Raw genomic sequence first — 23,935 nt, 5'->3', positions numbered from 1 at the left:
CCCAACGGCGCCGCCCGCCCCGCCCCCGGCGGCCCCGTTCACGCCCCGGCGCCCGGGGCGAGCCACTGCTGCGGGGGCACCGGCGGGCGCTGGTCGCGCTCCATGACGCCCCTGCGGCGGATCTTGTTGAGCGCGTACACGTTCCCCAGGTGCAGGAAGCCGAGGACGAGCAGGACGACACCGAGCTTGACCGAGAGCGCCTCGAAGATGCCCGAGGCGTCCCGTACCGCCCTGTCGGAGCGCAGGTAGAGCGCCACGAAACCGAGGTTGACGAGGTAGAAGCCGACGACGAGCAGGCGGTTCACCGCGTCGGCCAGCGGCTCGTTCCCCTTGAGGACGTCCGCGAGGAAGACCCGTCCGTTGCTGCTGAGCGTCCGCGCCACCCAGACCGTGAGCCCGACGCTGATGGCCAGGTACACGACGTACGTGACAACCGTGAGGTCCATTGCCCCACCCTTCTTTCCACGAACCGGCCGAACACTTGAACGCGTTCAAAAGTGCCGTCGTCGATGACGGTAGACCCCTTCTTGAACATGTTCAAGTCTTCGGTCGGGGCATACGGGGCGGTGGTCGTGGTGTTGCGTCAGGGCATGCTCGCGGCGGGCCCTGGTGTGCGGGCTCGCGCGCGGGACGGCAAGGTGGAAGCCGCGGACGGTGTGCCGTGCGCGGCTCGGCTACGACTGAAGAGGGATGACGGCATGGCGCAGACAGAGAAGGCGGTCCTCGCGGGCGGCTGCTTCTGGGGGATGCAGGACCTGGTCCGCAAGCAGCCGGGGGTCGTCTCGACCCGGGTCGGCTACACGGGCGGCAAGGTCGCGAACGCGACGTACCGCAACCACGAGGGCCACGCCGAGGCGATCGAGATCCTCTACGACCCCGAGCGCACCAGCTACCGCAACCTGCTGGAGTTCTTCTTCCAGATCCACGACCCGTCCACGAAGGACCGGCAGGGCAACGACATCGGTTCGAGCTACCGCTCCGCGATCTACTACACGAACGAGGAGCAGCGCGAGACGGCCGAGCGCACGATCAGGGACGTCGACGCGAGCGGCCTGTGGCCCGGCAAGGTCGTGACCGAGGTCGAGCCCGAGGGCGACTTCTGGGAGGCCGAGCCGGAGCACCAGGACTACCTGGTGCGCTACCCGGAGGGCTACACGTGCCACTTCCCGCGGCCGAACTGGAAGCTGCCGGCGTCCGACGCGAAGTGAGACGGCGGGGGCGGTAGGGGCGGCGGGGGGGCAGCGGTCGGCGGGGGGCAGCGGTACGGGGCGGGGCGGGCCCACGCCGGGCGGCGGGCGTCCGCCGTCCCTCGCCGCGGCGGCCCGCCCGTCGCTGTACGCCCCGTCCCTCCGTAGGCCCCCTCGTCCCCACCCGGAAGGCCCGCGATGCACGCCGACGAACCGCACCCGGACGACCCGCACGCCGCCGAACCGCGCGAGGACCCCTACGAGAGCCCGCGCGAGGGCCCGCGCGAGGGCCCGCGCGAGGGCCCCCACCCCTCCTCCGCCTCCCCCGCCCCGCCGTCCCACGACGGTGAGCGGCTGCTCCCCACCGACATGGACGTGGCCGCGCGCGACCGGCGCTCGTCCGTCCTCGCGCTCCTGCCGACCGTCGCCGTCATCGCGCTCGGCGGCGCGCTCGGCGCCACGGCCCGGTACGCGGTCGAGCACCACTGGCGTGCCGCGCCCGACGGGTTCCCGTGGGCGACCTTCACCGTGAACGTCGTCGGCTGCGCGGTCATGGGGATCGTGGTCGTGCTCTTCATGGAGGTGTGGCAGGCGCCGCCGCTCGTACGGCCCTTCCTCGCCACCGGTTTCCTCGGCGGTTTCACGACGCTCAGCACGTACGCGGCCGACACCGAGCGGCTCGCGCGCCTCGACCGCGCGGGCATCGCGCTCGCCTACTACGCGGGCACACTGTGCGCGGCGCTCGCGGCCGTGGCCCTCACCTCCGCGCTCACGCGGCGGTTCGTCCTCGCGCGACGGGCGGCCGTCCGGTGAACTGGCTGCTCGTCGTCCTCGGCGGCGCGCTCGGCGCGCCCGTCCGCTTCCTCGTCGATCGCGCGGTGCAGCGCCGCCAGTCCACCGAGTTCCCGTGGGGCACCTTCACGGCGAACACCCTCGGGTGCCTCTTCCTCGGCGTCCTCACGGGCGCGCTCATGTCGGGCGAGGGCGGCGCGCGCTACGAGGACTTCGTCGCGACGGGCCTGTGCGGGGCGCTCACGACGTACTCGACCTTCTCCTGGGAGACCGTCCACCTGGCCCGGACGGGGCAGGTCGTCCGGGCGGCGGGCAGCGCGGTGTCGACGGTGCTCTCGGGGCTCGGGGCGGTGGCCGTCGGGCTGATGGTGGCGCGAGTGGCGTGGGGGTGAGGGGCGCTCTCCGCGCCCCCTCACCCCTCCGCGACCGCCTCAGCCCTCCGTACCGCCTCAGCCCTCCGCGACCGCTTCCCGGCTCTCCACCCGTACGGCGCCCTTCGCGCGCGGCCCCTCCGCCTCCCGCCGGTACGGAATGGCCGCCGCGATGAGCCCGGCGAGCAGCGCGACGCCGCAGCCGACGAGCAGCCCGGTCCTGAACCCGTTCTCCGAGGGCAGCACGTGTCCGCCGAAGTCGGTCGTGAGCTGGGCGAGCACGACTCCGATGACGGCGGCCCCGATCGATGTCCCGAGCGAGCGCATCAGCGCGTTGAAACCGTTCGCGGCGGCCGACTCGGCGAGCGGCACGGCGCCCATGATGAGGGCCGGCATCGCCCCGTACGCGAGTCCGACGCCGCTGTTGATGACCATCAGCGCCACCATGACGCCCCACGCCGAGCCCATGAGCAGCAGCGAGAGCCCGTACCCGGCCGCGATCACGAGCACACCGCTGACCAGCGTGAACTTCGGCCCGCGCGCGTTGGAGAGCTTCCCGCCGAGCGGCGAGACGAACATCATCATGATGCCGCCGGGTGCCATCCACAGCCCCGCCGCGAGCATCGACTGCCCGAGCCCGTAGCCGGTCTCCTTGGGGAACTGGAGCAGTTGCGGGAGCACGAGCATCGAGGCGTACATGCCGAAGCCGGTGAAGACCGACGCGGCGTTGGTGAGCAGGACGCGGGGCCGCGCCGTGGTGCGCAGGTCGACGACGGGGTCCTTCGTACGGGTCTCCCACACGCCCCACAGCAGCAGCACGACGACCGCCGCGCCGAGCAGCCCGAGCGTCGTGGCCGAGCCCCAGCCCCAGTCGGCGCCCTTGGAGATGCCGAGCAGCAGGCACACGAGCCCCGCGCCGAGGCCGAGCGCCCCCAGCAGGTCGAAGCGCTGGCCGCGCGCCCCGGCCGGGACGTTCGGCACGAGGGCCCACAGGAGCACGGTGACGGCGGCGGCGAGGACCGCCGAGCCCCAGAACAGGACGCGCCAGTTCGCGTACTGCGCGACGGCCGCCGCGATCGGCAGGCCGAGCCCGCCGCCGATCCCCATCGAGGCGCTGACCAGCGCGATCGAGGAGGACAGCCGCTCGGCCGGTACGACGTCCCTGAGCAGCGCGATGCCGAGCGGCACGACGCCCATGCCCATGCCCTGGAGGGCGCGCCCGACGATCATCGGCAGGACGGACGAGGAGAGCGCGCAGACGACGGAGCCGGCGATGAGCGGTATGCAGCACAGGAGCAGCATCGGCCGCTTGCCGACGAGGTCGCCGAGCCGCCCGACGACCGGGACGCAGACGGCGCCGGTGAGCAGGGTCACGGTGATGACCCACGCGGTGTTGCCCGGGGTGCTGTCCAGGATCTGCGGCAGGTCGGCGAGGAGCGGGGTGACGAGGGTCTGCATGATCGCGGCGACGATCCCGGCGAAGGCCAGGGTGGCGACGACGCCCTTGCTGTGGGGCGGGGGCTGGACGGGGTCCACGGTAGTCATGGGCGTGCATCGTACATGCCTTATGCATCGTGCACATTTACTCGCGCGGGACCCTCCGTGGAAGGATGGAGCACCAGCGAAGCGCGGAGGTGACACGTGCGGCCGACGGCCGAGGTCGAGTACGAACAGTTGCTGCTGAGCAGGCACGGGTACCTGGCCCGGGGCGGCGGGCGCCGTCAGGACGGCCTCATGGACCGCAGCGCGTATCTCCTGCTGAGCCGTATCGCGGTGCAGGACGCGCCCATGTCGATCGGTGAACTGAGCGAGGCGTTCGGCCTCGACGCCTCGACCCTCAACCGCCAGACGGCGGCGGCGACCCGCGCGGGCCTGATCGAGCGCATCCCGGACCCGGCCGGCGGCATGGCCCGCAAATTCCGCCTCACGCGGGAGGGCGAACGGCAGCTCGCGGAGGAACGGGACGGCCTGATCACCTCGCTGGACCGCGTGATGGAGGACTGGCCGGAGGCCGACATCGCCGCCTTCGCCGGCTACCTCCGCCGCTTCAACACGGACATCGAGAGGCTGAGCGGCAGGTCCTGGCCGCGGCCGTGACCACCCTGGGGAGCCCTTCCCCCGGTTGCTGTCTCTTGAGCCCCTCCGGCGATTGAGGAGCGGGGCGTGGGGCAGCGCCCCACACACCCCGCGCGCACGCCGAACCCCTCAGCGAACGTCCAGCCCCAGATCCGGCCCGAACACCTCGTAGTGGATGTCCGCCGCCGGAACCCCGCGCTCCAGCAACAACCCCCGCACCCTCCGCATGAACCCCACAGGCCCGCACAGGTACGCGCTCACGCCCTCCCGCACGTCCAGCCCGTCGAGGCTCTCGATCCGCCCCGCCCGCGCCGCCGCGCCGTCGGCCCCGTCCTCGTACCACGTGACCAGTTCCGCCCCGGCCAGCGCGTCGACCAGCTCGGCCTGCTCCTCCCGGTGCGCGTGGTGCGCCGGGGACCGGTCCGCGTGGAGCGCCAGCACCGGCCGCCCGCTCCCGCTCGCAGCGAGGCTCCCGAGCATCGACAGCATCGGCGTCACACCGATCCCGGCGGAGGCGAGCAGCAGCGGCCCGTCCGCGCCCTCGTCCAGGCCGACGTCGCCGCACGGCATCGACACGTCGAGTACGTGCCCGGCGCGCGCGTTGCCGTGCAGGTGCCCCGAGACCTCCCCGTCCCTGCGCACGGTGATCCGCCACTCCTTCTCGCCGGGCGCGGAGGCGAGGCTGTACTGCCGTATCTGGTGGGCGCCGTCCGGGAGCGCGGTCCGTACGCTCACGTACTGCCCGGGACGGAACGACCCCGCGGGCTCCCCGTCGACGCGCCGCAGCGTGAAGGAGACGGCGTCCTCGCCCTCGTCGCGCCGCCCGGTGATCTCCATGGGCCGCCAGACCTCGCCGCCGCCCCGCGCGTACAGGTCCTTCTCCAGCGCGATGAGCGCGTGCGCCATGAGCCAGTACACCTCGTCCCAGGCGGCGGCGACCCCGGGCGTCACGGCCTCGCCGAGCACCTCGCCGATCGCGGCGAAGAGGTGCGTGTGCACGACCTCGTACTGCGCGGGCGTGACACCGAGCGAGACGTGCTTGTGCGCGATGCGGGCGAGGACGGCGTCGGGGCGCGCGTCGGGCTGGTCGAGCAGCAGGGTCGCGAAGGTGGCGATGGAGCCGGCGAGGGCCTTCTGCTGCTCGCCGCTGTGCTGGTTGCCGCGGTTGAAGAGGTCGCGCAGCAGTTCGGGGTGCGCGGCGAAGAGGCGCCGGTAGAAGACCCGGGCGATCTCCTCGATGTGCGCGCCGACGACGGGCAGCGTGGCACGGACGACCGGGGTGGCTTGCGGACTGAGCATGACACTCTCCTCGGAACTCTGAATACGCATCTGCGATTCGCCTTCAGGCGGATCGTTCCTCCGGCGGCGCCTCGCCGAGCCGGAGCAGGACGGGCCCTGTGGGCGCCTCCACGAGATCGCCGAGCGTGAGCGGGTCGAGACTGCGGTAGAAGGCTTCCTGCGCCTCGCGCAGGGCTCCCCGCAGACGGCACGCGGCCCGCAGCGGGCACGGGTTCTCGCCCTCGCACTCGACGACCTCGCCCGCCCCCTCCAGCTCCCTGACCAGCCAGCCGATCGAGGCGGTGCGGCCGAGCGCGGTGATCCGCGCCCCGCCCCCGCGCCCCCGGCTCGCGGTGAGCACGCCGAGGTGGGCGAGGCGCGTGACGGCCTTGGCGAGGTGCGCGTACGGGACGTGCAGGGACTCGGCGAGGGCGCGGGTCGTGGGCGCGGGCTCGTCCTCGCCGACGACGGCGAGGCGCATGACGGCGCGCAGGGACAGATCGGTGAACTTGGTCAGTTTCACGGGAAGGACTCTAGCTAATACGCATCTGGGATACGTATTTGGGGTGCCGCTTCGGGCAGCGTCCCCCGGAGGCGGGCGCGGCCGGGGCGCGTCATGCTGGAGGCACGGGGAACACCGAGGAGGACACGACCGGGACACGCACCCGGGGGCACGCGCGGGGGACGTACCGCCGCCCCGGCCGGAAGGGACCCGCCCATGGAACCGCTCGGCACGTACCGCCACCGGCGCGACTTCACCCGCACCAGGGAACCGTCCGGTACGGGCTCGCTCGCCGCGGACGCCAAGGCGCACCCGCGCTTCGTCGTCCAGATCCACGACGCGCGCCGGATGCACTTCGACTTCCGGCTGGAGGTCGACGGGGTCCTGAAGTCGTGGGCGGTGCCGAAGGGGCCCTCGGACGACCCGCGCGACAAGCGCCTCGCGGTCCCCACGGAGGACCACCCCATGGAGTACCGCACCTTCGAGGGCGTGATCCCGCAGGGCGAGTACGGGGGCGGGACGGTGCTCGTGTGGGACCAGGGCACGTACGAGCCGCTGAGCCACGACAAGCGCGGGCACCCGCTCCCCTTCGACGAGGCGATCGAATCCGGCCACGCGACCTTCCGCCTGAAGGGCGACAAGCTCCACGGCGAATACGCGCTCACGCGCTTCCGCGAGGGCGGCAAGGGCGAGGAGGCGTGGCTCCTGATCAAGGCCCGCGAGAAGGGCGTCCGCCCCGGCGAGGGGCACGGCACCCCGGACCCGCACCGCGCCCGCTCGGCCCGTACGGGCCGCACGCTGGGGCAGGTGGCGGAAGAAGAGGACGGAAACGGAGAGGACTGAGAGCAGTGACCCAGACCCGCACGGCGGCGACCCTCCTGGACCGCCACGGCACGACCTACGCGGCCGAGGCGGACATCACCCTCCGCGACACCCCCCAACCGCTCTACCAACTCCTCGTGCTGAGCCTGCTGTTGTCCGCCCGCATCCGGGCGGACGTGGCGACGGCGGCGGCCCGCGCGCTCTTCGCGCACGGGCTGCGCTCGCCGAAGGCGATGGAGGAGGCGAGCTGGCAGGAACGCGTGGACGCGCTCGGCGAGGGCCACTACCGCCGCTACGACGAGCGCACGGCGACCCAGCTCGGCGAGGGCGCCGACCTGCTCCGCGAACAGTGGTCGGGCGACCTGCGCAAGGCCCGCGAGAAGGCGGACGGCGACGAGCAGGCGCTCGCGGCGGAGCTGCGCGAGTTCCCGGGCATCGGCCCGGCGGGAGTCGACATCTTCCTCCGTGAGGCCCAGGACGTCTGGCCGGAATACGCCCCCCACTTCGACGCGAAGGCCCTCCAGGGCGCCGCCCGCCTCGACCTCCCCCAGAACCCCCACCGCCTCGCCCGCCTGACCGACGACCCGGCCACCTTCGCGGCGGCGCTGGTGCGGGCGGCGCTGGACAAGAAGGTGGTGGAGGACGTACGGGAGCATGCGGGCTGACGAGCGCCCCAACCGTGATGTCAGTGGCGGCACTTAAGGTGCGGCCACCATCTCGGAAAGGGAACCACCATGAGTTTCTGGGGTCAGCTGGTCTTCGCGCGCAGCGACGGCCCGTTGCAGGAAGCACCCGTCTTCGCACACCTGGAAGACGACGCGGAGACGTGGGAGGAACGGGAAGGTGGCTGGCAACTGCTTGCGCTCCACCGCGCGGAGTGGGACGAGGACTTCCTGCCCTCGCTGGTCGAGTGGACCGGCGCCCCGGCCCTCGTCGCCCAAGTCGCTGACAACGACACGGCGTTCGTACGGGGACTGGACGGCGAGGGGCGCACCTGGGAGACCTGGCTCAACCCGGACCAGGCCGCCGGACTGCTGATCGAGCGCCCCGAGGACATCGAAGACGACCTCGACTGGCTGGAATCCCCGGAGTTCCATGAAGCCCTGGCCCGCGAGCGAGCGGAGCTCGACGCCGAAATTCCCGAAGCGGCCCGAGCCGCCGCAGCCTGGGCAACAACGGCGGGCGTCCCCACCCCGCCACAAACCGCCCCGATCGAACAGCTCCTCCGCGCCAAGGAGGACTTCGCCGGAGAACACCTCCCCACCCTCCTTGACCGCCTGGGCTTTCCCGAGTAACACGCAGGGGACGTCGTCCGGGGCCGCCACCGCGGCCCCGTCACCCGGGGACGTGTTCCGCCAGCAGGTCCAGGGCCTGCTGCGGCCGGTCCAGGACCGAGTGCGCGGGCTCCGTCGCGTCGTACATGTGCCCCCAGCCGGCCGCCGCGCTGTGGCTGCCCGCCGCCCGGGCGGCACGCAGGTCCAGCGGGGAATCGCCGACGTACGCGAGCCGGCCCGCCTCCGCGCCGAGCCGCTCCGCCGCGAGAAGGATGCCGTCGGGTGCCGGCTTGGGGCGCGCGACCTGGTCCCCGCCGAGGACGAGGTCGGCCTCCAGACCGGCGGCTCTCAGCAGCATCGAGGCCGCCCGGGTGCTGGCTCCGGTGAAGACAGCGCGCGCCCGCCCCCGCGAGCGCAACGTCTCGAATACCTCCCGCACCCCGGGATACACCACGGGACGCGCCGCCTCCAGCTCCCGGTAGTAGAACTCCGCCTCCTTCGCTGTCAGTTGACGGCCGACGAAATGCTCCAGAATCACCTCCGGCGTCCCCCGCCAATAGGCCTCCACGACCTCGTCCGCCCCCACCTCCGGCCCGCCCAGCGCCCGCACCGTCCGCACGAACGCCGCAGGCACCACGACGGTGGTGTCGAGCAACGTGCCGTCCATGTCCCAGACCAGCTCTTCCACGCCCATCCGTTCACGCTACCGCCGTCGCCATGAGCGTCCCCCAGTTCCCCGCGACGGGCGCATCGACGACCCGTACGGACACCTCCCCGAACCCGGCCGCGCGCAGCAACTGCGCCCACGTATCGAGCGGATAGCTGTACCGGTACGTGTACAGGGGCGGCCCGGCGAAGCCTCCCTTGTACATTCCCTGCGCCCCGTAGGCCCCCGGGATGGCGGGCGGCTGCGAGAACGCGAAGACACCCCCGTCCCTCAACCGCGCCCTAACCAAGGGGAATAGCAGCCGCGGATCAGCGAACCAGGCACACCCGAAGACGGAGTAGACGGCGTCGTACGTCCCCTCGTGCGCCCCCAGAAACTCCAGCACCTCTCCCTGAAAGAACCGCCCTCGGGGCCACCGCTCCCGGACCTTCGCCACCATGACGGCCGACAGGTCCAGCCCGTACGCCTCCACCCCGAGCCCCGCGAGATACGCGACGGCCCGCCCCGTCCCACAGCCCAACTCCAGCGTCCGCCGGGGCAATTCCCCCAGCAGCTCGGCCCCGGGCCCATGCCCCTCGTACTGCGTCCACCGAAACCGCGGCTCGGCCGCCGGATCGAAGGCGGACGCGGCGTACGCGTCCCACACCTCCGCCTCCATCCCGTAGTCATGCGGTACGGGCATACTCATCGCGCTCCTCACCTCGTTCGAGGCCCCCGCCCCCGTCAGCGACGACGGGAGCGGGGGCAACTTCCCTGCACGGACGCCCCGTCAGTGCGAGTCCGGCACCTTGTCGTCGCACGGCCCGCAGTCGGAGGCGTCGACCTCCCACAATTCCCGGTCCACCGCGAAGCCGTTGGCCGCGATGAGGTCGGCGGTCCGCAGGACGATCCCGTCGCGGCGGCGCTGGATGAGCGGGGCGTGATGCTTGTAGTGGCCGCCGTTGTACGCCGCGCAGAGGGCGAAGTAGACGGGCGTGTCCAGGATGATCTGGTGGACGCCCTGGTCGACCTCGAAGCCGGGGCCCATGTCGTTGCCAGGCTTCTCCATCGCCGTGACCAGGTACGCGATGCCCTGGCCGAGGATGCGCTCGGCGAGACTGCGGACGCGGACCGCGTCCCGCTGCAAGAGCCGGACCTCCCGCTCCCACAGGCCGACACCAGCGTCGGGCGTGAGCGAGGGCTGCGCCGCACCGATGCGGTCGAGGATCTCCTTGGGGTCCCGGAGCCGTGTGTCGCCCCGGGGTTCGAGCAGTACTGTCATCGTCGGGCCCTTTCTCCTTGTGTGAGGGGGTCCCCGCCGTCCACCACGCCCTGAACACGTGCGGTGGACGGCGGTTCGTGCCCCGTTCCGGCCCTGGTATCAGCAGGGCCGGAACGGGGAGTTGTGAAGCGGGTGGCGGCGCAGGAGTACGCGGCAGTCGGTGGCGCGTGAGTGGTCGAGCGCGGCCTCCGCGCGCCGTTCCTCGGCGCGGAGTTCCTCGCACCGCGCGCACGCGGAGGCGGGCGGCTTCGCGTCGGGCGGCGGCCTCATCCTCGTACCTCCGCCCACACCCGTTTCCCGCTCGGCTCGGGTTCGCTGCCCCAGTCCGCCGCGAACGCCTCCACGAGCTGGAGTCCACGCCCTCCCACTGCCTCCGCCCCGGGCTGCCTGCGTACGGGCCTCTCGCGCGAACCGTCCACGACGGAGATCTCCACGCCGTCCGCTCCGCTGCGGCGGAGCGCCACCCGGAGGGACTCGCCCCGCGTGTGCCGTACCGCGTTGGCGACGAGTTCGGTGATGACGAGCGAGGCATCGGGCACGAGAGCGTCGAGTCCCCAGGCGCCGAGGGCGTGCTCCGTCAGACGTCTGGCCGTTGCCGCCGACTCCTCCAGGCGGGGCAGCGTCCGCACGTACGAGGGCCTTCCCCTGGCCACCTGCTCCACGAGTTCCTGACTCCAGCGTCGGGTTCTGGTCACCACACCGCCTGTTGTTCTCCTGTGACTTTGTGCTGTCGTGGTGAAGTGTCGGGGCACTCGCGCTCTCGTCACCAGCACACCCGGCTCTCGTATGCCACTCGTTCGGGGAACGGGGTCTCACACGGCTCTCACTCGGGCATCATTCGGCCGTATCGCCGGTTCCGGCGTGGCGAGTTGAGCCTTCGCCGGTATCTCCTGGGCCACGAAGTCCAGGGCACGCGCAAAGGAGTCGCAGATGTCCGATGGTCCCCGGACCCTCCTGGAGCAGGAGATCAGACGGCGGGGCTGGCACGGGTTCCGTGACGTCGCGACCGCGTACGACTCCACCGCACGGAGCCTCTACCCGAAGAACGGCCCCACGCTCACGGAAGCCACCTACTACCGATGGCTCGGCCCCGGTACGCGGTCGCTTCCCCGGCCCGACGCCCGTGCCGTGCTCGAAAAGCTGCTCGGGCACCCGGCGGAGCGCCTCTTCGACCACCCCTGGACGAGGACCCGCACGACACGCACCACCTGAAAGAGCTGATTCAGATGACCGCAGAAGAAGCGGCCACCGACGCCCGGTCCCAGACCGCGAGCATCTCCGAGCTGACGATCGACCAGTTGCGCGACGAGGTCGCCGAGGCTGCCCGTTCCTACCCCGTTCGGCCGCCCGCGCAGACCGTGTCGACGGGACGGAGCCTGCGAGAGCAGGCGGAGCGGCTGCGCGAGCAGACGCGCGTGCCCGACCAGCACCGCGAACTCACCGTCCTCGCCGGTCAGGCGTCCGCGCTGCTGAGCGTCGCGGTGTTCGACTGCGGTGAACTGCCCGCCGCCCGCTCGCTGGCCCGTACCGCCGGGCTGTACGCGGAGGTGGCCCGCGATGTCCCGCTCCAGGCGTACGCCCTGGGGACGCTCGCCTACATCGCCTACCACCAGGGGCAGCCCGCCGAGGCGCTCCGGCAGGTGCGGCGGGCGGAAGCTCTCGGCTCGGGCGTCGGGGCGCAAGGGCGGCGCCGCCTCCAGGCCATCGCGGCCCGCGCCCTCGGCCACCACGGCGACCGGGAGCAGGCCCTGTCGGTCCTCTCGGCGACGGACGAGGTACTGGCCGAGGGGGCGACGGACGACCTGCACGACATCGGTGGCGAGTTCGGGTTCAGTGCGGCCCGCTGTCTCATGAGCGCGGGTACGACGGCGCTGCTCATCGGCGACGCGGAGAGCGCCAAGAGGGCGAGCCGCCGCGCGCTCGGCCTGGCCCGCGAAGACGATCGCGGGGTCGCCGCGAAAGCGGCCGTGGACCTGGGGCTCGTTCTGCTCCTGGCAGGCGAGCTGGACGAGGCTGCCGAAGTCCTGGCACCGCTGTGGCAACTCGCCGCCGAACAGCGCGGTACGGGTCTCGTGCAGCGTGCGGGACGGCTGCGCGCCGCGCTGGCCGCCCCGCATTACCGGGACAGCCCCCTCGCGCTCGAACTCGCCGAGCGGGCCGAGGACGTCCTCCGCTCGGGGAACGCGCGACCGCCCCTCTCGCCCTGAGCGTCAGCCGAGCGCCGCGAGCACGGCCGTCTCCCGCTCCGGGGAGATGCCGTGCTCCGCCGCGCGCGGGTGCGGGATGGCCGCGCCGCCCTCGCGCATCCAGTCCCACGTTTCGGCGATGGTCTCCGCGAGCGGGCGGCAGTGGAGGCCGGCCACCACGGCGCGAGCGGGGTCGACCTCCCAGACCCCCGCGTGCGTGCGCCACAAGGGGAGTTCGGTCCACTGACGGACATCGTGAGCGGACAGCGTCTCGGGCGGGGCCCAGCGGACGGTGCCGGTACCGCCCGTGACCTCCAGGCAGGTACGCAGGAAGTCCTCCCACGTCAGGCCCTCCGGGTGGGCGAGGTTGTACGGACCCGTCGCCCCGCCCTCCGCGCGGTCCACGGCGAACCGCGCCACGTCCCGTACGTCCACGGGCTGCATCCTCAGCCCGCGCGGCTCGGGCGCGAGGATGGCCCCGCCCCGTTCGGCGCGCCGCAGCCACCACGGCAGCCTGCCCACGTACTCGCCGGGGCCGAGGATCACGCCGGGGCGCAGCAGCACCGCCTCCGAGCCGAACGCCTCGCGCACCGCCTGCTCGCCGCCCGCCTTCTGGAAGCCGTACACGGTCGGGCTGCCGTCGGGGCCCGTGTGCCCGAAGTCGGGGCCCGCGTCGGCGGGGCAGTCCAGAACCGGCGATTCCTCGGTCAGACGCTCGTGCGGCCAGCCCGCGTAGACGCTGACCGTGGACACGTGCACCCAGCGGGCCGCCCGCCCCCGCAGGGCCCGCACGGCTTCGCGGACCTCGCGCGGCGCCAGTTCGGAACTGCTCGTGTCGACCACGGCGTCCCAAGGGCCTTCACCGGCAAGGCGGTCGAGATCGGCGGGCACCGTGCGATCGCCGTGCACCTGCCGGGCCGCCTCCGGCACCTGCCCGGAGCGCCCGCGCGTGAACGTGGTCACCTGCCAGCCCCGCGCGAGCGCTTCGGCCACCACCGCCCGGCCGAGGAACCACGAGCCGCCCAGCACCAGAATCCGTCGCGTCATGCGGAGGACGTTAGCGAAGTGCGGGCGGCGGTGGGCCAGGCCCGCCGAAGCCGCCTCAACTCGACTCCCGCACCACCAGCCGCGTCGCCAGCACCGTCTGGCGGCCGCCGGCATCGGCCCGGCCGCGCGCCGGGCCGCCCACTCCGCCCGGCCCCCGCGCCGCGATCTCGTCGAGGAGCATCCGGGTCATCACGCGGCCCATTTCGGCCGTCGGCTGGCTCACGCTGGTCAGGGGTGGGTCGAGGTGGCGGGCGATCGCGCTGTCGTCGAAGCCGATCAGGGCGACGTCCTCGGGGATGCGGCGGCCTGCGGCGCGCAGGGTGTGGCGGGCGCCGGAGGCGAGGAGGTCGGAGGCGGCGAAGACGGCGTCGAGGTCGGGGGCGCGGTCGAGGAGTTCGGCCATCGCGCGGCGGCCGCCCTCCTCCGTGAAGTCCGACTCGGCGACGAGGGGTTCGGCCGCGACCGAGGCGCGGTAGCCGGCGAGGCGGCGTTCGGCCCCGTAGACCTCCAGGCGGCCTGTGATGTGGGCGATGCGGCGGCGGCCCCGGCTCTGGAGGTGGCGGATGGCGGCGACCGCGCCGCCGTAGTTGTCGGAGTCGACCGAGGGGAGCGTCTCGGCGGCGGAGCGGGGGCCGCTGATGACGGCGGGCATGCCGAGTTCGGCGAGGCGGTCGGGGAGCGGGTCGTCGGCGTGGACGGCGACGAGGAGGACGCCGTCGACGCGATGCGCGTCGAGGTAGCCGGCCAGCCTGCCGCGTTCGCGTTCGCCGCCCGCGAAGGTGAGGAGGAGCTGGAGGGGGGTGTCGGCGAGGGCGCTGCCGATGCCGAGGACGATGTCGGAGAAGTACGGCTCGGCGAAGAAGCGGGTCTGCGGCTCGGGGACGACGAGCGCGATCGCGTCGTTGCGGTTGGCGGCGAGCGCGCGGGCCGCGGTGTTGGGGACGTAGCCGAGTTCGAGCACGGCGGCCTCGACGGCGGCGCGCGTGCGGGGGCTGACCTTCGGCGAGCCGTTGATGACCCGCGAGACCGTGCCGCGCCCCACGCCCGCGCGGCTCGCGACCTCCTCAAGGGTCGGCCGTCCCGCGCCCCGCTTCACCCGCGTCATCGCACTCTCCCACCACTCGCCCTGCCGTACGGGGCGCCTCGACACCGGATACCCGCGACCGGATACCCGCGCGCGCCCATTGTGCGCATGGGGCGCGCCCGGCGGGAGGGGGGCCCGGACGGTGAGCGGCGCGGACGGGCCGCGGTCGGGGCCGCCCCCGTCCTGCGTACCTGCCCGCGCCCCGTACATCCTTCCGCCTCGCGCGCCCCCCGCGCGCCCCCAGGCTCCCTCGCCCCGCGCTGCTAATTTCTCCCCTATGTCCGAATCATCCTTCAACTCCCCCGGCTGAGCGTATGGGGATCATCCGCGACCATCCCGAACTCGCCCTCTTCCTGTGCCTCGCCGTCGGGTATCTCCTCGGCAAGCTGCGCGTCGGGCCGATCACGCTCGGCGGCATCTGCGGGACGCTCATCGTCTCGCTGCTGCTCGGCACACGGCACGTCTCGGTCGGGGACGACGTCAAGACCATCTTCTTCGCGATCTTCATCTTCGCGCTCGGTTACATGGCGGGCCCGCAGTTCTTCGCCAACCTCAACCGGCGCGGGCTGCGCTATGGCGTGCTCTCGTTCATCGAGCTGGTGACGGTGCTCGTCATCGCGTACCTGATCGCGAAGCTCTTCGACCTCGACATCGGTACCGCCTCCGGCATCCTCGCCGGGGCCGCGACCGAATCGGCGGTCGTCGGCACGGCGGCCGAGTCGATCGGGAAGCTCTCCGGGCTCACGCAGCACCAGATCAGCGAGTACCAGGGGCACGTGGCGACCGCCTACACCGTCTGCTATCTCTTCGGCCTCATCACGATCGTGCTCTTCACGAGCCAGATCCTGCCGATCCTGATGCGCATCAACCTCGCGGACGCCTCGCGCGAGCTGTGGGCGAAGATGCGCGGCGACGTCCCGGCGCTCGAATCGGACGAGCGCGAGGCGCTGCCGTCCACGGTGGGCCGTACGTACCTCGTGACGCACGCGGACGGGAAGACCGTCGGCGAGATCGAGGAGGCGAGCGGGCAGCGGGTCACCGTGGAGCGGGTCAAGCGCGGCGGCAAGATCCTCACGCCCGACCCGGATCTGCGGCTCACGCTCTCCGACCTCCTCCTCGTCGTCGGGCGCCGCGAGCCGACGATCGAGGCGGGGCGGCACATCGGCCCCGAGACCGGCTCGGTGCCCGGGCTCGACTCGCCGCTCGCGACCCGGCAGATCTCGCTCACGGACAAGGCCACGACCGGCAAGACGGTCGATCAGCTCCAGCACGACCACCCGGAGTTCCTGCGGGACGGGGTGTACGTCACCGATGTCGTACGGGGCGATCAGGACCTGCCCGCCGCCGCGGAGACCGTGCTCAGGCGCGGGGACGTGCTGACCCTCGTCGGGGCGCGCTCCGGGCTCGACAAGCTGACGAAGAAGCTCGGTTCGGTCGTCAAGAATTCGAGCGCCGACTTCATCTACATCGGCTTCGGCATCGCGGCCGGTTCGCTGCTCGGGCAGGTCATCGTGCGGATCGGGGACATCCCGCTCTCGCTCGGCACGGGCGGCGGCTGCCTCGTCTCCGGCCTGATCTTCGGCTGGTTCCGCAACCGCAGCCAGACCTTCGGCGCCTTCCCGCCGCAGGCGGCGAGCACGCTCAAGGACCTCGGCCTCGCGGTCTTCATCGCCTGCACGGGGCTCGACTCGGGCCCGCAGGCGTGGCCGCTCATCAAGCAGTACGGGGCGCTGCTGCCCGTCGCCGGGATTCTCATGGTGCTCGTCCCGGCCTGTCTCTCGCTCTTCGTCGGGCTCAAGCTGCTCAAGCTCGACAAGCCGCTGCTCATCGGGGCCATCGCGGGCCAGCAGTGCTCGACCCCGGCGATCACCGCGATCACGCAGGTCTCGAAGAGCTCCGTGCCGCTCATCGGCTACACGATCACGTACACCCTCTCGAACTTCCTCCTGCCGCTCACCGGGCCGATCCTCGTGGGAGTCCTGGGGTCCCGATGATCGACTTCCTCGACCGCGACATCTTCCGGCCCTATCCGGAACTGCTCGTCTTCATCACGGTCGCCTTCGGCTTCTTCGTGGGCAAACTGCGGTACAAGGCGATCGCGCTCGGCAGTGTCACGGGCTGCCTGATCGTGGGGCTGTTCTTCGGTGCGCAGTTCAAGGTCGCGATCGATCAGACGGTGAAGAACCTGTTCTTCACGATGTTCCTCTTCGCCCTCGGCTACCGCGTCGGGCCGCAGTTCTTCCGGGGCCTGAAGAAGGACGGGCTGCCGCAGGTGCTCAACGCGCTCCTCGTGTGCCTCTCGGGGCTCGGCATCACGTGGGCCTTCGCGAAGATGCTCGGGTACGGGCCGGGGCTCGGCGCGGGGCTGCTCGGCGGGGCGCTCACGCAGTCGGCCGTGATCGGGGTCGCGCAGGACGCCATCTCGCATCTGCCCGACCTCTCGCAAAGCCAGCTCAAGGAGCAGTCCGACCTCGTCCCGATCGCGTACGCGGTGACGTACCCGCTCGGCACGATCCTGTGCGCCCTCCTCCTCGCGAACATCCTCCCCAGGATCTACCGCGTCAGCATGGCGGACGAGGCGGCGCAGCTCGCCCGGGAGCTGGACGCGCCCAACGAGAACCCGGATCTCGGCGAGGGCTACCAGGAGATCGTCCTGCGCGCGTACCGCCTGGAGCGCCCCGATCTCGTCGGCCGCACGATCGAGGACTTCGAACGGCAGCAGGACCACCTCGGCCACCGGATCTACCTCACCCGGGTGAGACGCGAGGGCAAGATCCTCCCGCACGACCAGCAGCTCAAGCTCAAGCACGACGACACCCTCGCCGTGAGCGCGCTGCGCGGCGCGCTCGTCGACTTCGACGCCCGCACGCACATCGGTCCCGAGGCGGACGACGCCGATCTCCTGCACTACGACACCGAGTCGCTGCACGTCGTCGTCTCGGAGAAGGAGCAGATCGGGAAGACGATCGCCGACCTGCGCGAGGAGCGCTTCATGATCGGCGTGTACATCGACGAGATGTACCGCTCGGGCGCGCCGTACCCGTACCGCCTCGCGACGAAGCTGAGCCGGGGCGACACGCTGGTCCTCAAGGGCCCCGAGCGGCTCGTCCCGGCCGCCGGGCGGGAGATCGGCAAGCCGGTGCCCACGAGCTTCGCGACGGACATGATCTGGGTCGGGCTCGGCATCTTCCTGGGCGGCTGCATCGGGATTCCCGCGCTGACCCTCGGCGGCGTGCCGATCTCGCTCTCGACCTCGGGCGGGGCGCTCATCATGGGGCTCGTCTTCGGCTGGATCAGGGGCCGTTACCCGACCTTCGGGAACGTGCCGCCCGGCGCCCAGTGGTTCATGGACACGCTCGGGCTGTGCCTCTTCATCGCCGTCGTCGGCCTCAACGCGGGACCGAGCTTCACGAGCGGCCTGGCGGAGGCCGGGTGGGGGCTGCTGCTCTTCGGCGCGATCGCGACGCTCGTGCCGCTCCTCGTCGGCTTCTTCTTCGGCCACTACGTGCAGCACCTGCGCTTCCCGATCCTCATGGGCGTGCTCGCGGGCGGCCAGACCACGACGGCCGCGATCGGCGCGGTCAACGAGGCGTCGAAGAACCAGGTGCCGACGCTCGGCTACACGGTGCCGTACGCCTTCAGCAACGTGCTGCTGACCATCTGGGGCGCGGTCATCGTCCTGCTCAACCACTGAGAAGAACCAAGGAGTCGTACGCATGAACCAGCCCGCATCCCGCGCCGTCGACCACTCCTCCGGCTACAGCCGCGAGCAGATCCGGCGGTACGGGCAGCTCAGCCCGTTCGAGCTGAAGAACGTCTTCATCGACCTCGCCCAGCACAAGCAGGAGAACGAGCCGGGCCAGAAGGGCACCTCGCAGACCCAGATGCTCAACGCGGGCCGCGGCAACCCGAACTGGGTCGCGACCGGGCCGCGCGAAGCCTTCCACGCGCTCGGCTACTTCGCGCTGGAGGAGTCCAAGCGCGTGTGGACGGCCGACAACCTCGGCGGGATGCCGGAGGCGCACGGGGCGGGCGGGCGCTTCGACTCGTTCCTGCGCCGCCACCCCGAACTCCCGGGCGTGGAACTGCTCGAACGGTGTGTCGAGGAGGCGCTGCGGCGCTTCGGGCTCGACAAGGACACCCTCGTCCACGAACTCGCCGACGGCATCACGGCCGACAACTACCCCGTGCCCGACCGCATCCTTCCGTGCGCCGAGCGGATCATCCGCGGGTACCTCGGCGAGGAGATGTACGGGGGCACGCTGCCCGAGGGGAACGTGAGCCTCTTCGCGACCGAGGGCGGCACGGCCGCGATGTGCTACATCTTCGACTCGCTCCTGAAGAACGACGTCGTCAAGAAGGGCGACCGCATCGCGCTCATGGTGCCGGTCTTCACGCCGTACATCGAGATCCCCGAACTCGACACCTTCGACTTCGACGTCGTCCTCGTGCGCGCGAGCATGTTCGCGGAGGAGGGGGTGCGCGAGTGGCGCTACCCCGAGGAGGAGATCGCGAAGCTCGCCGATCCCTCGATCCGGCTCGTGTGCCTCGTCAACCCCAGCAACCCGCCGTCCCTCGCGCTGAGCGAGCGGGTCAGGGACCAGCTCAAGGAGATCGTCGCGGGGCCGAACCCGGACCTCGTCGTCGTGACGGACGACGTGTACGGGACCTTCGTCGAGGGCTTCGTCTCGCTCGCCTCCGACCTCCCGCACAACACGCTGCTCGTGTACTCGTACTCGAAGCACTACGGGGCGACGGGCTGGCGGCTCGGTGTCATCGCGCTCCACGACGACAACGTGATCGACAAGAAGATCGCCGCGCTGCCGCAGGAGGCGAAGGACCGGCTCGCGAAGCGGTACGGGACGCTGACGCTCGAACCGGAAAAGATGCGGTTCATCGACCGCATGGTCGCCGACTCGCGGGACGTCGCGCTCAACCACACGGCGGGGCTCTCGACGCCGCAGCAGGTCCTCATGACGCTCTTCTCGCTCTTCGACCTGCTCGACGAGGGCCAGGCGTACAAGCACCGCATCCGCCGGATCGTCGCCGACCGGCTGCGGCTCCTCCTGGAGGGCGCCGAGATGAAGATCGCCGAGGACCCGCTGCGGGCCGGGTACTACATCGAACTCGACCTGCTCGCCGAGGCCGAGCGCACGCGCGGCGCCGAGTTCGCGCGCTACCTCCAGGACACCTACGAGCCCATCGACCCGCTCTTCCGCCTCGCCGAGCAGACCGGCGTGGTGCTCCTGAACGGGGGCGGCTTCGACGGGCCGGAGTGGTCGGTCCGGGTCTCGCTCGCGAACCTGGACGACCTGGACTACCTGCGGATCGGGCACTACGTGCGGGCCGTCTTCGACGAGTACTACGAGGAGTGGCAGCGGACGAAGGACTGACGCCGGCCGGCAGGCGGGAAACGGGTGGTGGCCCCGGAAGAGTCTTCCGGGGCCACCACCCGCGAGCGGGACCGCCCAGGGCACCACGCCTCTTCGCGGACCGGCCGGACGACCCGGCCGCCCGCGAGGCGGCGTCAGTCCTTGGCGATGTCCTTCATCTTCTCCTTGGCCTGGCGGGCGTCGCCCTTGACCTGGTCCGCGCGGCCCTCGGCGGTGAGCCGCTCGTTGCCGACCGCGCGACCGGCCGTCTCCTTGACCTTGCCCTTGGCCTGCTCGGTCTTCGCCTGGGTCTTGTCGTCCGCGGCCATGTCGCGCTCCGTCCGTTTGGTCCAGTAAGTTCCGTCACGAACCGGGTGCCCGTGGTGCGCGGCGGGAAACCCGCGGCCCCGCGGAAGACCACCGGCGCGCTCGTCCACGGCAGGGAGTGGTCCCGCCGAGGCCGGTGCCCTCCGGGCGTCAAGCGCGTGGCGGCAGGGGCAGGGTCGGCGTGGGCGCCGGTTCGCGCACGGGGGGGTCGAGCTTCACGCCGACCCCCCGCAGCGTGTGCAGGTAGCGCGGGGTCGCCGCCGTCTCGCCGAGCTTGCGGCGCAGCCAGGACAGGTGCACGTCGATGGTCTGGTTGTCGCCGTAGGACTGCTGCCACACCTCGGCGAGGAGTTCGCGGCGCGGGACGACGACGCCGGGGCGGCCCGCGAGGAAGGCGAGGAGGTCGAACTCGCGGCGCGTCAGCTCCAGCACGATGCCGTCGAGTTCGGCACGGCGGCGTAAGGGGTCGATGCGCAGCCCGCCGACCGTGAGGACCCCGGCGGGCTCCTCGCGGACCGGGCGGGAGCGGCGCAGCACGGCGGTCATACGGGCGAGGAGGTGGACGGCGGAGAAGGGCTTGACGAGGTAGTCGTCGGCGCCGTCGTTGAGGAGGCGGACGATCTCCGCCTCGTCCTCGCCCGCGGTCGCGACGATGACGGGCACGTTGGTGAGGCCGCGCAGCATCCGCAGCGCCTCGGCCCCGCCGAGGTCGGGCAGGCCCAGGTCGAGGACGACGAGGTCCACCTCGTGCTGGGCGACCTCGCGCAGCGCCTCCAGGGCCGTGCCCACGCTGCGCACCGCGTGCGCGGCCTCCGACAGGTGCCGGATCAGGGCCGAACGCACGAACGGGTCGTCCTCCACCACGAGCACACGCGCCATAGGCAGGGACGGTAGCCCATCCGGCGGGTACCGGGCCCCGGGAAGGGCCCAAACGGCCCTGGCGCGGTGGGCGGTTGGCGCGATAGGGGCGGGTGGGGCCGCCGGGGCGTCGCACCCGTGACCTGCGGGGGCTCCGCGCCGCCCCCGTAAAATGCCCGGATGGCACGGAAGAGGAACGAGGCCGGGCCGCTCACGGCCGAGGTGGCCGGCGGGCGCGCGGAGCTGGTCCCCGAGCGCGGGCGCGCGCGGGCCTTCACGCTGACGCTGGACGGGGCGCCGCAGTCGTACGTGGATCTCGACGCGCCCCGGCACCTCGACTTCGCCTACCAGCGCCGCATCGGCCACCTCGCCGACCTGATCGCCCCGGCGGGGCGCCCGCTGCGGGTGCTGCACCTCGGCGGCGGCGCGCTGTCGCTCGCGCGGTACGTGGCCGCGAGCCGCCCGCGCTCGACGCAGCAGGTCGCCGAGGTCGACGCGGCACTGACCGCCTTCGTGCGCGAGCACCTGCCGCTCGACCCGCAGGCGCGGGTACGGGTCCGGGCCGCCGACGCGCGCGAGGTGCTCGGGAAGCTTCCCGAGGACTGGGCGGACCTCGTCATCGGGGACGTGTTCGCGGGCGCGCGCACCCCGGCGCACCTCACGAGCGTCGAGTACCTCGGCGAGATCCGCCGCGTCCTGGCCCCGGCGGGCACGTACGTCGCGAACCTGACGGACGGCCCGCCGCTCGCCTTCCTGCGCGGTCAGATCGCGACGGCGGCGGAGGTCTTCCCGGAACTCGCCCTCGCCGCCGACCCGGCCGTGCTGCGCGGCAAGCACTTCGGCAACGCGGTCCTCGCCGCCTCGGCCGCCCCGCTCCCGCTCGCCCCCTACACCCGCGCGGTCGCCTCCGACCCCCACCCGGGCCGGCTCGAACACGGCCGCGCGCTGCGGGACTTCACGGGCGGCGCGGCGGCGGTGCGCGACGCCACGGCGAAACGGTCACCGGCACCCCCGGACGGGGTGTTCGCGCGGTAGGGGTGAGACCCCGGGCGGGCGGGGGCGGTGCGTGGGGAACGGGCGTACCGGGGCGGGTGCGTGCGCGCTCGGCCCGCCGTCGGCGGCCTCCGGTGGATCAGTTCCTGCCGTCCGCCGCCTCGATCGTGCGGGCCGCCTCGCCGAGCGCGTGGCGCAGGATCGCCGGGTCCGTGGACTCGCCGCTCTCCTCGGGTGGCAGCAGCCACGTACCCGTCGCGTTGCCCGTGTGCCCGCAGGCGTCCGGCGGGGTCGTCAGGCGCAGTCCGCGCCCGGCCGTCTCCGTACACGCGCTGCCCGGGACGTCCCAGCCGCGCGCGGTCCCCTCGGGGACGACGAAGCCGAGCGTCTCGCACGGGGCGTCGTGCACGACGGGGCCGAGCAGTGGTGTGCTGCGGCGCAGGATGTCGACCGCTTCGAGGCCCTGGCGCACGGGGACCGTGACGAGGTCCCAGGCGGGCGGGGGGCCCATCGGCGGCTGGGCGGACATCGGATCGGTGGACGCAGTGGACTCCGGCACGGGAACCCCTCCTTGGTCGCTGCGAAGCCTGGGGGCACCTCCCGGCCGCCAGGCCGGGGGCGCGGCTCCTCGTTCCCCGCACCGTCCAACGCCCGCACCCCGTCAGGGGCTACGGCACGACACCACGGGGAAGCATGGCATTTCATGGCGGATCATGGCCCGCCCCTCCCCTGTCAACGAACTGCCTGTGTCGATTCGGTCACAGCGGGTATCTTTCTGCTCCGTCGGCACACGCGTGGCCCCGGCTCGACGGACGCCACGCCCCGACCCCGTACGCACGAAAGGCCGGTCATGACCTCGTCGGCACCGCAGCCGCTTTCGTCCCAGGAGCCTGCCGCACAGCGGGGCGCCACCTCGCCCCCACGGGTGCCGAACTCGCCCCCACAGGTGCCGGAGCAGCGGGTTCCACGGCCCAACGCGGCCTTCCGCGCCCTGCGCGGGCCGCTCTCGCCGGGGGAGTTCGCGGCGCGCGTGCGGCGGGCGGGACGGGAGATCGGCGAGGCGGTCTCGTGCGACGCGCGGTACATCGGGCGCGTCGAGGCCGGCGAGATCCGCTGCCCGAATTACGCCTACGAACGAGTGTTCCTGCACCTGTTTCCCGGGCACACACTCAGTGACCTCGGTTTCGCTCCGCGCGAGACGGTACGGGGACGCAGAGCGGCACGCCCCGCGCCCCCCGACCAGCACCCGCCGTACGCGCCGCCGCGACCGGGCGCGCCGCCGCCGACCGGGCACCGGTACGCGCCCGACGACGGCGAGCCGTACCGACACGACGAGGAGAGCGACGTGCACCGTCGCGCATTCATCGGTTCAGGGGCGGCAACGGCCGGCGCACTCGCGGCCGGGCTCCTCGGCGCGAGCGGGACGGCGGCGGCGGTGCCGCGCATCCCGGCGATCCCGGGGCAGCGGGCGGGCGAGAAGGAGGTCGCCGCCGTCGAGGACGCCGTACGGCAGATCAGGCGCCTCGACGACAGACACGGCGCGGGCCGGATCTTCCAGCACGCTGCCGAAGTCCTCGACAGCACCCACGCCTTCCTCGACGCCGGCACCGCGCGGCAGTCCACGAGCGACAGGCTGCACGCGGCGGCGGGCGAGCTGTCCATCTCGGTGGGGTGGCTCGCGCACGACTCGGGCCGGTACGCCGAGGCGCGCTCCCACTACGGCGAAGCACTCGCGGCGGCCCGGCTCGCGGACGACGCGGGCCTGGAGGCGCACGCCTTCTGCAACTCCGCCTTCCTCGCGCGCGACGCGGGCCGTCCGCGCGAGGCGGTGCGCGCGG

27 protein-coding genes and 1 pseudogene are annotated in these 23,935 nt (G+C 72.5%); 14 read left to right on the top strand and 14 right to left on the bottom strand.

Features of this window, described 5'->3' with window-relative positions:
- Positions 1-38: 38 nt before the first annotated feature.
- Positions 39-446, bottom strand: a complete 408-nt coding sequence (locus tag G3I42_RS18770) for a hypothetical protein (RefSeq protein ID WP_164287437.1) — start codon at positions 444-446, stop codon at positions 39-41.
- Positions 447-698: 252 nt separating this feature from the next.
- Between G3I42_RS18770 and msrA the strand changes: the two genes are divergently transcribed.
- From msrA to crcB (G3I42_RS18755), 3 genes are all read left to right on the top strand, one after another.
- Positions 699-1,208, top strand: coding sequence for a peptide-methionine (S)-S-oxide reductase MsrA (gene msrA, locus G3I42_RS18765; RefSeq protein ID WP_164287435.1), 510 nt, complete (start codon positions 699-701; stop codon positions 1,206-1,208).
- 177 nt (positions 1,209-1,385) lie between these two features.
- Positions 1,386-2,000: a fluoride efflux transporter CrcB gene (gene crcB, locus G3I42_RS18760; protein ID WP_203607003.1), complete on the top strand. Its 615-nt coding sequence runs from the start codon at positions 1,386-1,388 to the stop codon at positions 1,998-2,000.
- Positions 1,997-2,371: a fluoride efflux transporter CrcB gene (crcB, locus tag G3I42_RS18755; protein WP_164287433.1), complete on the top strand. Its 375-nt coding sequence runs from the start codon at positions 1,997-1,999 to the stop codon at positions 2,369-2,371. The genes crcB (G3I42_RS18760) and crcB (G3I42_RS18755) overlap by 4 nt, the downstream gene beginning before the upstream one ends.
- Before the next feature lie 57 nt (positions 2,372-2,428).
- Here crcB (G3I42_RS18755) and G3I42_RS18750 read toward each other — a convergent pair whose 3' ends face one another.
- On the bottom strand, positions 2,429-3,895 hold the full coding sequence (locus G3I42_RS18750; protein WP_164287431.1) for an MFS transporter: 1,467 nt from the start codon (positions 3,893-3,895) through the stop codon (positions 2,429-2,431).
- 96 nt (positions 3,896-3,991) lie between these two features.
- On the opposite strand from G3I42_RS18750, the gene G3I42_RS18745 reads away from it, so the two are divergent.
- Positions 3,992-4,447, top strand: coding sequence for a MarR family transcriptional regulator (locus G3I42_RS18745; RefSeq protein ID WP_164287429.1), 456 nt, complete (start codon positions 3,992-3,994; stop codon positions 4,445-4,447).
- Positions 4,448-4,555: 108 nt separating this feature from the next.
- Here G3I42_RS18745 and G3I42_RS18740 read toward each other — a convergent pair whose 3' ends face one another.
- Both G3I42_RS18740 and G3I42_RS18735 read right to left on the bottom strand, forming a co-directional pair.
- Complete coding sequence (locus G3I42_RS18740) at positions 4,556-5,725, bottom strand: globin domain-containing protein (RefSeq protein WP_164287427.1); 1,170 nt, start codon at positions 5,723-5,725, stop codon at positions 4,556-4,558.
- 43 nt (positions 5,726-5,768) lie between these two features.
- Positions 5,769-6,227 (bottom strand): Rrf2 family transcriptional regulator, encoded by a 459-nt coding sequence (locus tag G3I42_RS18735; protein ID WP_164287425.1) that lies wholly within the window; start codon positions 6,225-6,227, stop codon positions 5,769-5,771.
- 195 nt (positions 6,228-6,422) lie between these two features.
- Here G3I42_RS18735 and G3I42_RS18730 point away from each other — a divergent pair, with 195 nt between their 5' ends.
- The 3 genes from G3I42_RS18730 to G3I42_RS18720 all read left to right on the top strand — a co-directional run bounded on the left by G3I42_RS18730 (position 6,423) and on the right by G3I42_RS18720 (position 8,323).
- Positions 6,423-7,049, top strand: coding sequence for a DNA polymerase ligase N-terminal domain-containing protein (locus G3I42_RS18730; RefSeq protein ID WP_164287423.1), 627 nt, complete (start codon positions 6,423-6,425; stop codon positions 7,047-7,049).
- Between the two features lie 5 nt (positions 7,050-7,054).
- Positions 7,055-7,693 carry an endonuclease gene (locus tag G3I42_RS18725; protein WP_164287421.1) on the top strand — a complete coding sequence of 213 codons (639 nt, stop codon included), beginning with the start codon at positions 7,055-7,057 and terminating at the stop codon, positions 7,691-7,693.
- 69 nt (positions 7,694-7,762) lie between these two features.
- On the top strand, positions 7,763-8,323 hold the full coding sequence (locus G3I42_RS18720; protein ID WP_164287419.1) for a hypothetical protein: 561 nt from the start codon (positions 7,763-7,765) through the stop codon (positions 8,321-8,323).
- Between the two features lie 40 nt (positions 8,324-8,363).
- On the opposite strand, the gene G3I42_RS18715 is transcribed toward G3I42_RS18720, so the two are convergent.
- From G3I42_RS18715 to G3I42_RS18700, 5 genes are all read right to left on the bottom strand, one after another.
- On the bottom strand, positions 8,364-8,996 hold the full coding sequence (locus G3I42_RS18715; protein ID WP_164287417.1) for an HAD-IA family hydrolase: 633 nt from the start codon (positions 8,994-8,996) through the stop codon (positions 8,364-8,366).
- A gap of 4 nt (positions 8,997-9,000) precedes the next feature.
- Positions 9,001-9,657: a class I SAM-dependent methyltransferase gene (locus G3I42_RS18710; protein WP_164287415.1), complete on the bottom strand. Its 657-nt coding sequence runs from the start codon at positions 9,655-9,657 to the stop codon at positions 9,001-9,003.
- Positions 9,658-9,738: 81 nt separating this feature from the next.
- The gene (locus G3I42_RS18705; RefSeq protein ID WP_164287413.1) at positions 9,739-10,230 is read right to left on the bottom strand and encodes a hypothetical protein; all 492 of its coding nucleotides are present in this window, start codon (positions 10,228-10,230) and stop codon (positions 9,739-9,741) included.
- Positions 10,231-10,329: 99 nt separating this feature from the next.
- The gene (locus G3I42_RS37030; RefSeq protein ID WP_203607001.1) at positions 10,330-10,500 is read right to left on the bottom strand and encodes a hypothetical protein; all 171 of its coding nucleotides are present in this window, start codon (positions 10,498-10,500) and stop codon (positions 10,330-10,332) included.
- Entirely contained in the window at positions 10,497-10,892 is a 396-nt protein-coding gene (locus G3I42_RS18700) for an ATP-binding protein (RefSeq protein ID WP_164287443.1), read from the bottom strand. Before G3I42_RS18700 ends, G3I42_RS37030 begins: the two co-directional genes overlap by 4 nt.
- Before the next feature lie 268 nt (positions 10,893-11,160).
- Here G3I42_RS18700 and G3I42_RS37690 point away from each other — a divergent pair, with 268 nt between their 5' ends.
- Positions 11,161-11,442, top strand: coding sequence for a hypothetical protein (locus G3I42_RS37690; RefSeq protein ID WP_239096544.1), 282 nt, complete (start codon positions 11,161-11,163; stop codon positions 11,440-11,442).
- Between the two features lie 14 nt (positions 11,443-11,456).
- Complete coding sequence (locus G3I42_RS18695) at positions 11,457-12,437, top strand: hypothetical protein (RefSeq protein WP_239096543.1); 981 nt, start codon at positions 11,457-11,459, stop codon at positions 12,435-12,437.
- Between the two features lie 3 nt (positions 12,438-12,440).
- On the opposite strand, the gene G3I42_RS18690 is transcribed toward G3I42_RS18695, so the two are convergent.
- Both G3I42_RS18690 and G3I42_RS18685 read right to left on the bottom strand, forming a co-directional pair.
- Positions 12,441-13,463: an NAD-dependent epimerase/dehydratase family protein gene (locus G3I42_RS18690; RefSeq protein WP_203607000.1), complete on the bottom strand. Its 1,023-nt coding sequence runs from the start codon at positions 13,461-13,463 to the stop codon at positions 12,441-12,443.
- A gap of 55 nt (positions 13,464-13,518) precedes the next feature.
- A complete protein-coding gene (locus tag G3I42_RS18685; protein ID WP_164287412.1) occupies positions 13,519-14,568 on the bottom strand; it encodes a LacI family DNA-binding transcriptional regulator in 1,050 nt (349 codons plus the stop codon).
- 293 nt (positions 14,569-14,861) lie between these two features.
- Between G3I42_RS18685 and aspT (G3I42_RS18680) the strand changes: the two genes are divergently transcribed.
- Genes aspT (G3I42_RS18680) through G3I42_RS18670 form a run of 3 tightly spaced genes read left to right on the top strand, consistent with a single transcriptional unit; the run spans position 14,862 to position 19,940 of the window.
- Complete coding sequence (gene aspT, locus G3I42_RS18680; RefSeq protein WP_164287410.1) at positions 14,862-16,541, top strand: aspartate-alanine antiporter; 1,680 nt, start codon at positions 14,862-14,864, stop codon at positions 16,539-16,541.
- Positions 16,538-18,241 carry an aspartate-alanine antiporter gene (gene aspT, locus G3I42_RS18675; protein ID WP_164287408.1) on the top strand — a complete coding sequence of 568 codons (1,704 nt, stop codon included), beginning with the start codon at positions 16,538-16,540 and terminating at the stop codon, positions 18,239-18,241. Before aspT (G3I42_RS18680) ends, aspT (G3I42_RS18675) begins: the two co-directional genes overlap by 4 nt.
- Positions 18,242-18,263: 22 nt before the next feature.
- Positions 18,264-19,940 carry a bifunctional aspartate transaminase/aspartate 4-decarboxylase gene (locus G3I42_RS18670; RefSeq protein WP_164287406.1) on the top strand — a complete coding sequence of 559 codons (1,677 nt, stop codon included), beginning with the start codon at positions 18,264-18,266 and terminating at the stop codon, positions 19,938-19,940.
- A gap of 134 nt (positions 19,941-20,074) precedes the next feature.
- On the opposite strand, the gene G3I42_RS18665 is transcribed toward G3I42_RS18670, so the two are convergent.
- Together G3I42_RS18665 and G3I42_RS18660 are read right to left on the bottom strand one after the other, a co-directional pair.
- Positions 20,075-20,248, bottom strand: a complete 174-nt coding sequence (locus G3I42_RS18665; protein ID WP_164287404.1) for a CsbD family protein — start codon at positions 20,246-20,248, stop codon at positions 20,075-20,077.
- A 148-nt stretch (positions 20,249-20,396) separates the two neighbouring features.
- Entirely contained in the window at positions 20,397-21,125 is a 729-nt protein-coding gene (locus tag G3I42_RS18660; protein WP_164287402.1) for a response regulator transcription factor, read from the bottom strand.
- A 159-nt stretch (positions 21,126-21,284) separates the two neighbouring features.
- Here G3I42_RS18660 and G3I42_RS18655 point away from each other — a divergent pair, with 159 nt between their 5' ends.
- Positions 21,285-22,139, top strand: a complete 855-nt coding sequence (locus G3I42_RS18655; RefSeq protein ID WP_164287400.1) for a fused MFS/spermidine synthase — start codon at positions 21,285-21,287, stop codon at positions 22,137-22,139.
- Positions 22,140-22,236: 97 nt separating this feature from the next.
- On the opposite strand, the gene G3I42_RS18650 is transcribed toward G3I42_RS18655, so the two are convergent.
- Positions 22,237-22,626: a hypothetical protein gene (locus tag G3I42_RS18650; protein WP_164287439.1), complete on the bottom strand. Its 390-nt coding sequence runs from the start codon at positions 22,624-22,626 to the stop codon at positions 22,237-22,239.
- A gap of 417 nt (positions 22,627-23,043) precedes the next feature.
- Here G3I42_RS18650 and G3I42_RS18645 point away from each other — a divergent pair.
- Positions 23,044-23,935 (top strand): annotated as a pseudogene (locus G3I42_RS18645) (hypothetical protein); the annotation flags it as partial.

The organism is Streptomyces sp. SID11385 (assembly GCF_010548245.1).
Taxonomy (GTDB): domain Bacteria; phylum Actinomycetota; class Actinomycetes; order Streptomycetales; family Streptomycetaceae; genus Streptomyces.
This window is presented reverse-complemented; position numbering and strand designations above follow the sequence as displayed.

What these genes read in the sequence shown, in the direction of transcription:
- G3I42_RS18770 (WP_164287437.1), bottom strand. Translation starts at nt 446, where the DNA reads ATGGACCTCACGGTTGTCACGTACGTCGTGTACCTGGCCATCAGCGTC.
- G3I42_RS18650 (WP_164287439.1), bottom strand. Translation starts at nt 22,626, where the DNA reads ATGTCCGCCCAGCCGCCGATGGGCCCCCCGCCCGCCTGGGACCTCGTC.
- G3I42_RS18705 (WP_164287413.1), bottom strand. Translation starts at nt 10,230, where the DNA reads ATGACAGTACTGCTCGAACCCCGGGGCGACACACGGCTCCGGGACCCC.
- msrA (WP_164287435.1), top strand. Translation starts at nt 699, where the DNA reads ATGGCGCAGACAGAGAAGGCGGTCCTCGCGGGCGGCTGCTTCTGGGGG.
- G3I42_RS18720 (WP_164287419.1), top strand. Translation starts at nt 7,763, where the DNA reads ATGAGTTTCTGGGGTCAGCTGGTCTTCGCGCGCAGCGACGGCCCGTTG.
- G3I42_RS18660 (WP_164287402.1), bottom strand. Translation starts at nt 21,125, where the DNA reads ATGGCGCGTGTGCTCGTGGTGGAGGACGACCCGTTCGTGCGTTCGGCC.
- G3I42_RS18710 (WP_164287415.1), bottom strand. Translation starts at nt 9,657, where the DNA reads ATGAGTATGCCCGTACCGCATGACTACGGGATGGAGGCGGAGGTGTGG.
- G3I42_RS18665 (WP_164287404.1), bottom strand. Translation starts at nt 20,248, where the DNA reads ATGGCCGCGGACGACAAGACCCAGGCGAAGACCGAGCAGGCCAAGGGC.
- G3I42_RS18740 (WP_164287427.1), bottom strand. Translation starts at nt 5,725, where the DNA reads ATGCTCAGTCCGCAAGCCACCCCGGTCGTCCGTGCCACGCTGCCCGTC.
- G3I42_RS18655 (WP_164287400.1), top strand. Translation starts at nt 21,285, where the DNA reads ATGGCACGGAAGAGGAACGAGGCCGGGCCGCTCACGGCCGAGGTGGCC.
- G3I42_RS18690 (WP_203607000.1), bottom strand. Translation starts at nt 13,463, where the DNA reads ATGACGCGACGGATTCTGGTGCTGGGCGGCTCGTGGTTCCTCGGCCGG.
- G3I42_RS18715 (WP_164287417.1), bottom strand. Translation starts at nt 8,996, where the DNA reads ATGGGCGTGGAAGAGCTGGTCTGGGACATGGACGGCACGTTGCTCGAC.
- aspT (WP_164287410.1), top strand. Translation starts at nt 14,862, where the DNA reads ATGGGGATCATCCGCGACCATCCCGAACTCGCCCTCTTCCTGTGCCTC.
- G3I42_RS18695 (WP_239096543.1), top strand. Translation starts at nt 11,457, where the DNA reads ATGACCGCAGAAGAAGCGGCCACCGACGCCCGGTCCCAGACCGCGAGC.
- G3I42_RS18750 (WP_164287431.1), bottom strand. Translation starts at nt 3,895, where the DNA reads ATGACTACCGTGGACCCCGTCCAGCCCCCGCCCCACAGCAAGGGCGTC.
- G3I42_RS18730 (WP_164287423.1), top strand. Translation starts at nt 6,423, where the DNA reads ATGGAACCGCTCGGCACGTACCGCCACCGGCGCGACTTCACCCGCACC.
- crcB (WP_203607003.1), top strand. Translation starts at nt 1,386, where the DNA reads ATGCACGCCGACGAACCGCACCCGGACGACCCGCACGCCGCCGAACCG.
- G3I42_RS37030 (WP_203607001.1), bottom strand. Translation starts at nt 10,500, where the DNA reads ATGAGGCCGCCGCCCGACGCGAAGCCGCCCGCCTCCGCGTGCGCGCGG.
- G3I42_RS37690 (WP_239096544.1), top strand. Translation starts at nt 11,161, where the DNA reads ATGTCCGATGGTCCCCGGACCCTCCTGGAGCAGGAGATCAGACGGCGG.
- G3I42_RS18670 (WP_164287406.1), top strand. Translation starts at nt 18,264, where the DNA reads ATGAACCAGCCCGCATCCCGCGCCGTCGACCACTCCTCCGGCTACAGC.
- G3I42_RS18685 (WP_164287412.1), bottom strand. Translation starts at nt 14,568, where the DNA reads ATGACGCGGGTGAAGCGGGGCGCGGGACGGCCGACCCTTGAGGAGGTC.
- aspT (WP_164287408.1), top strand. Translation starts at nt 16,538, where the DNA reads ATGATCGACTTCCTCGACCGCGACATCTTCCGGCCCTATCCGGAACTG.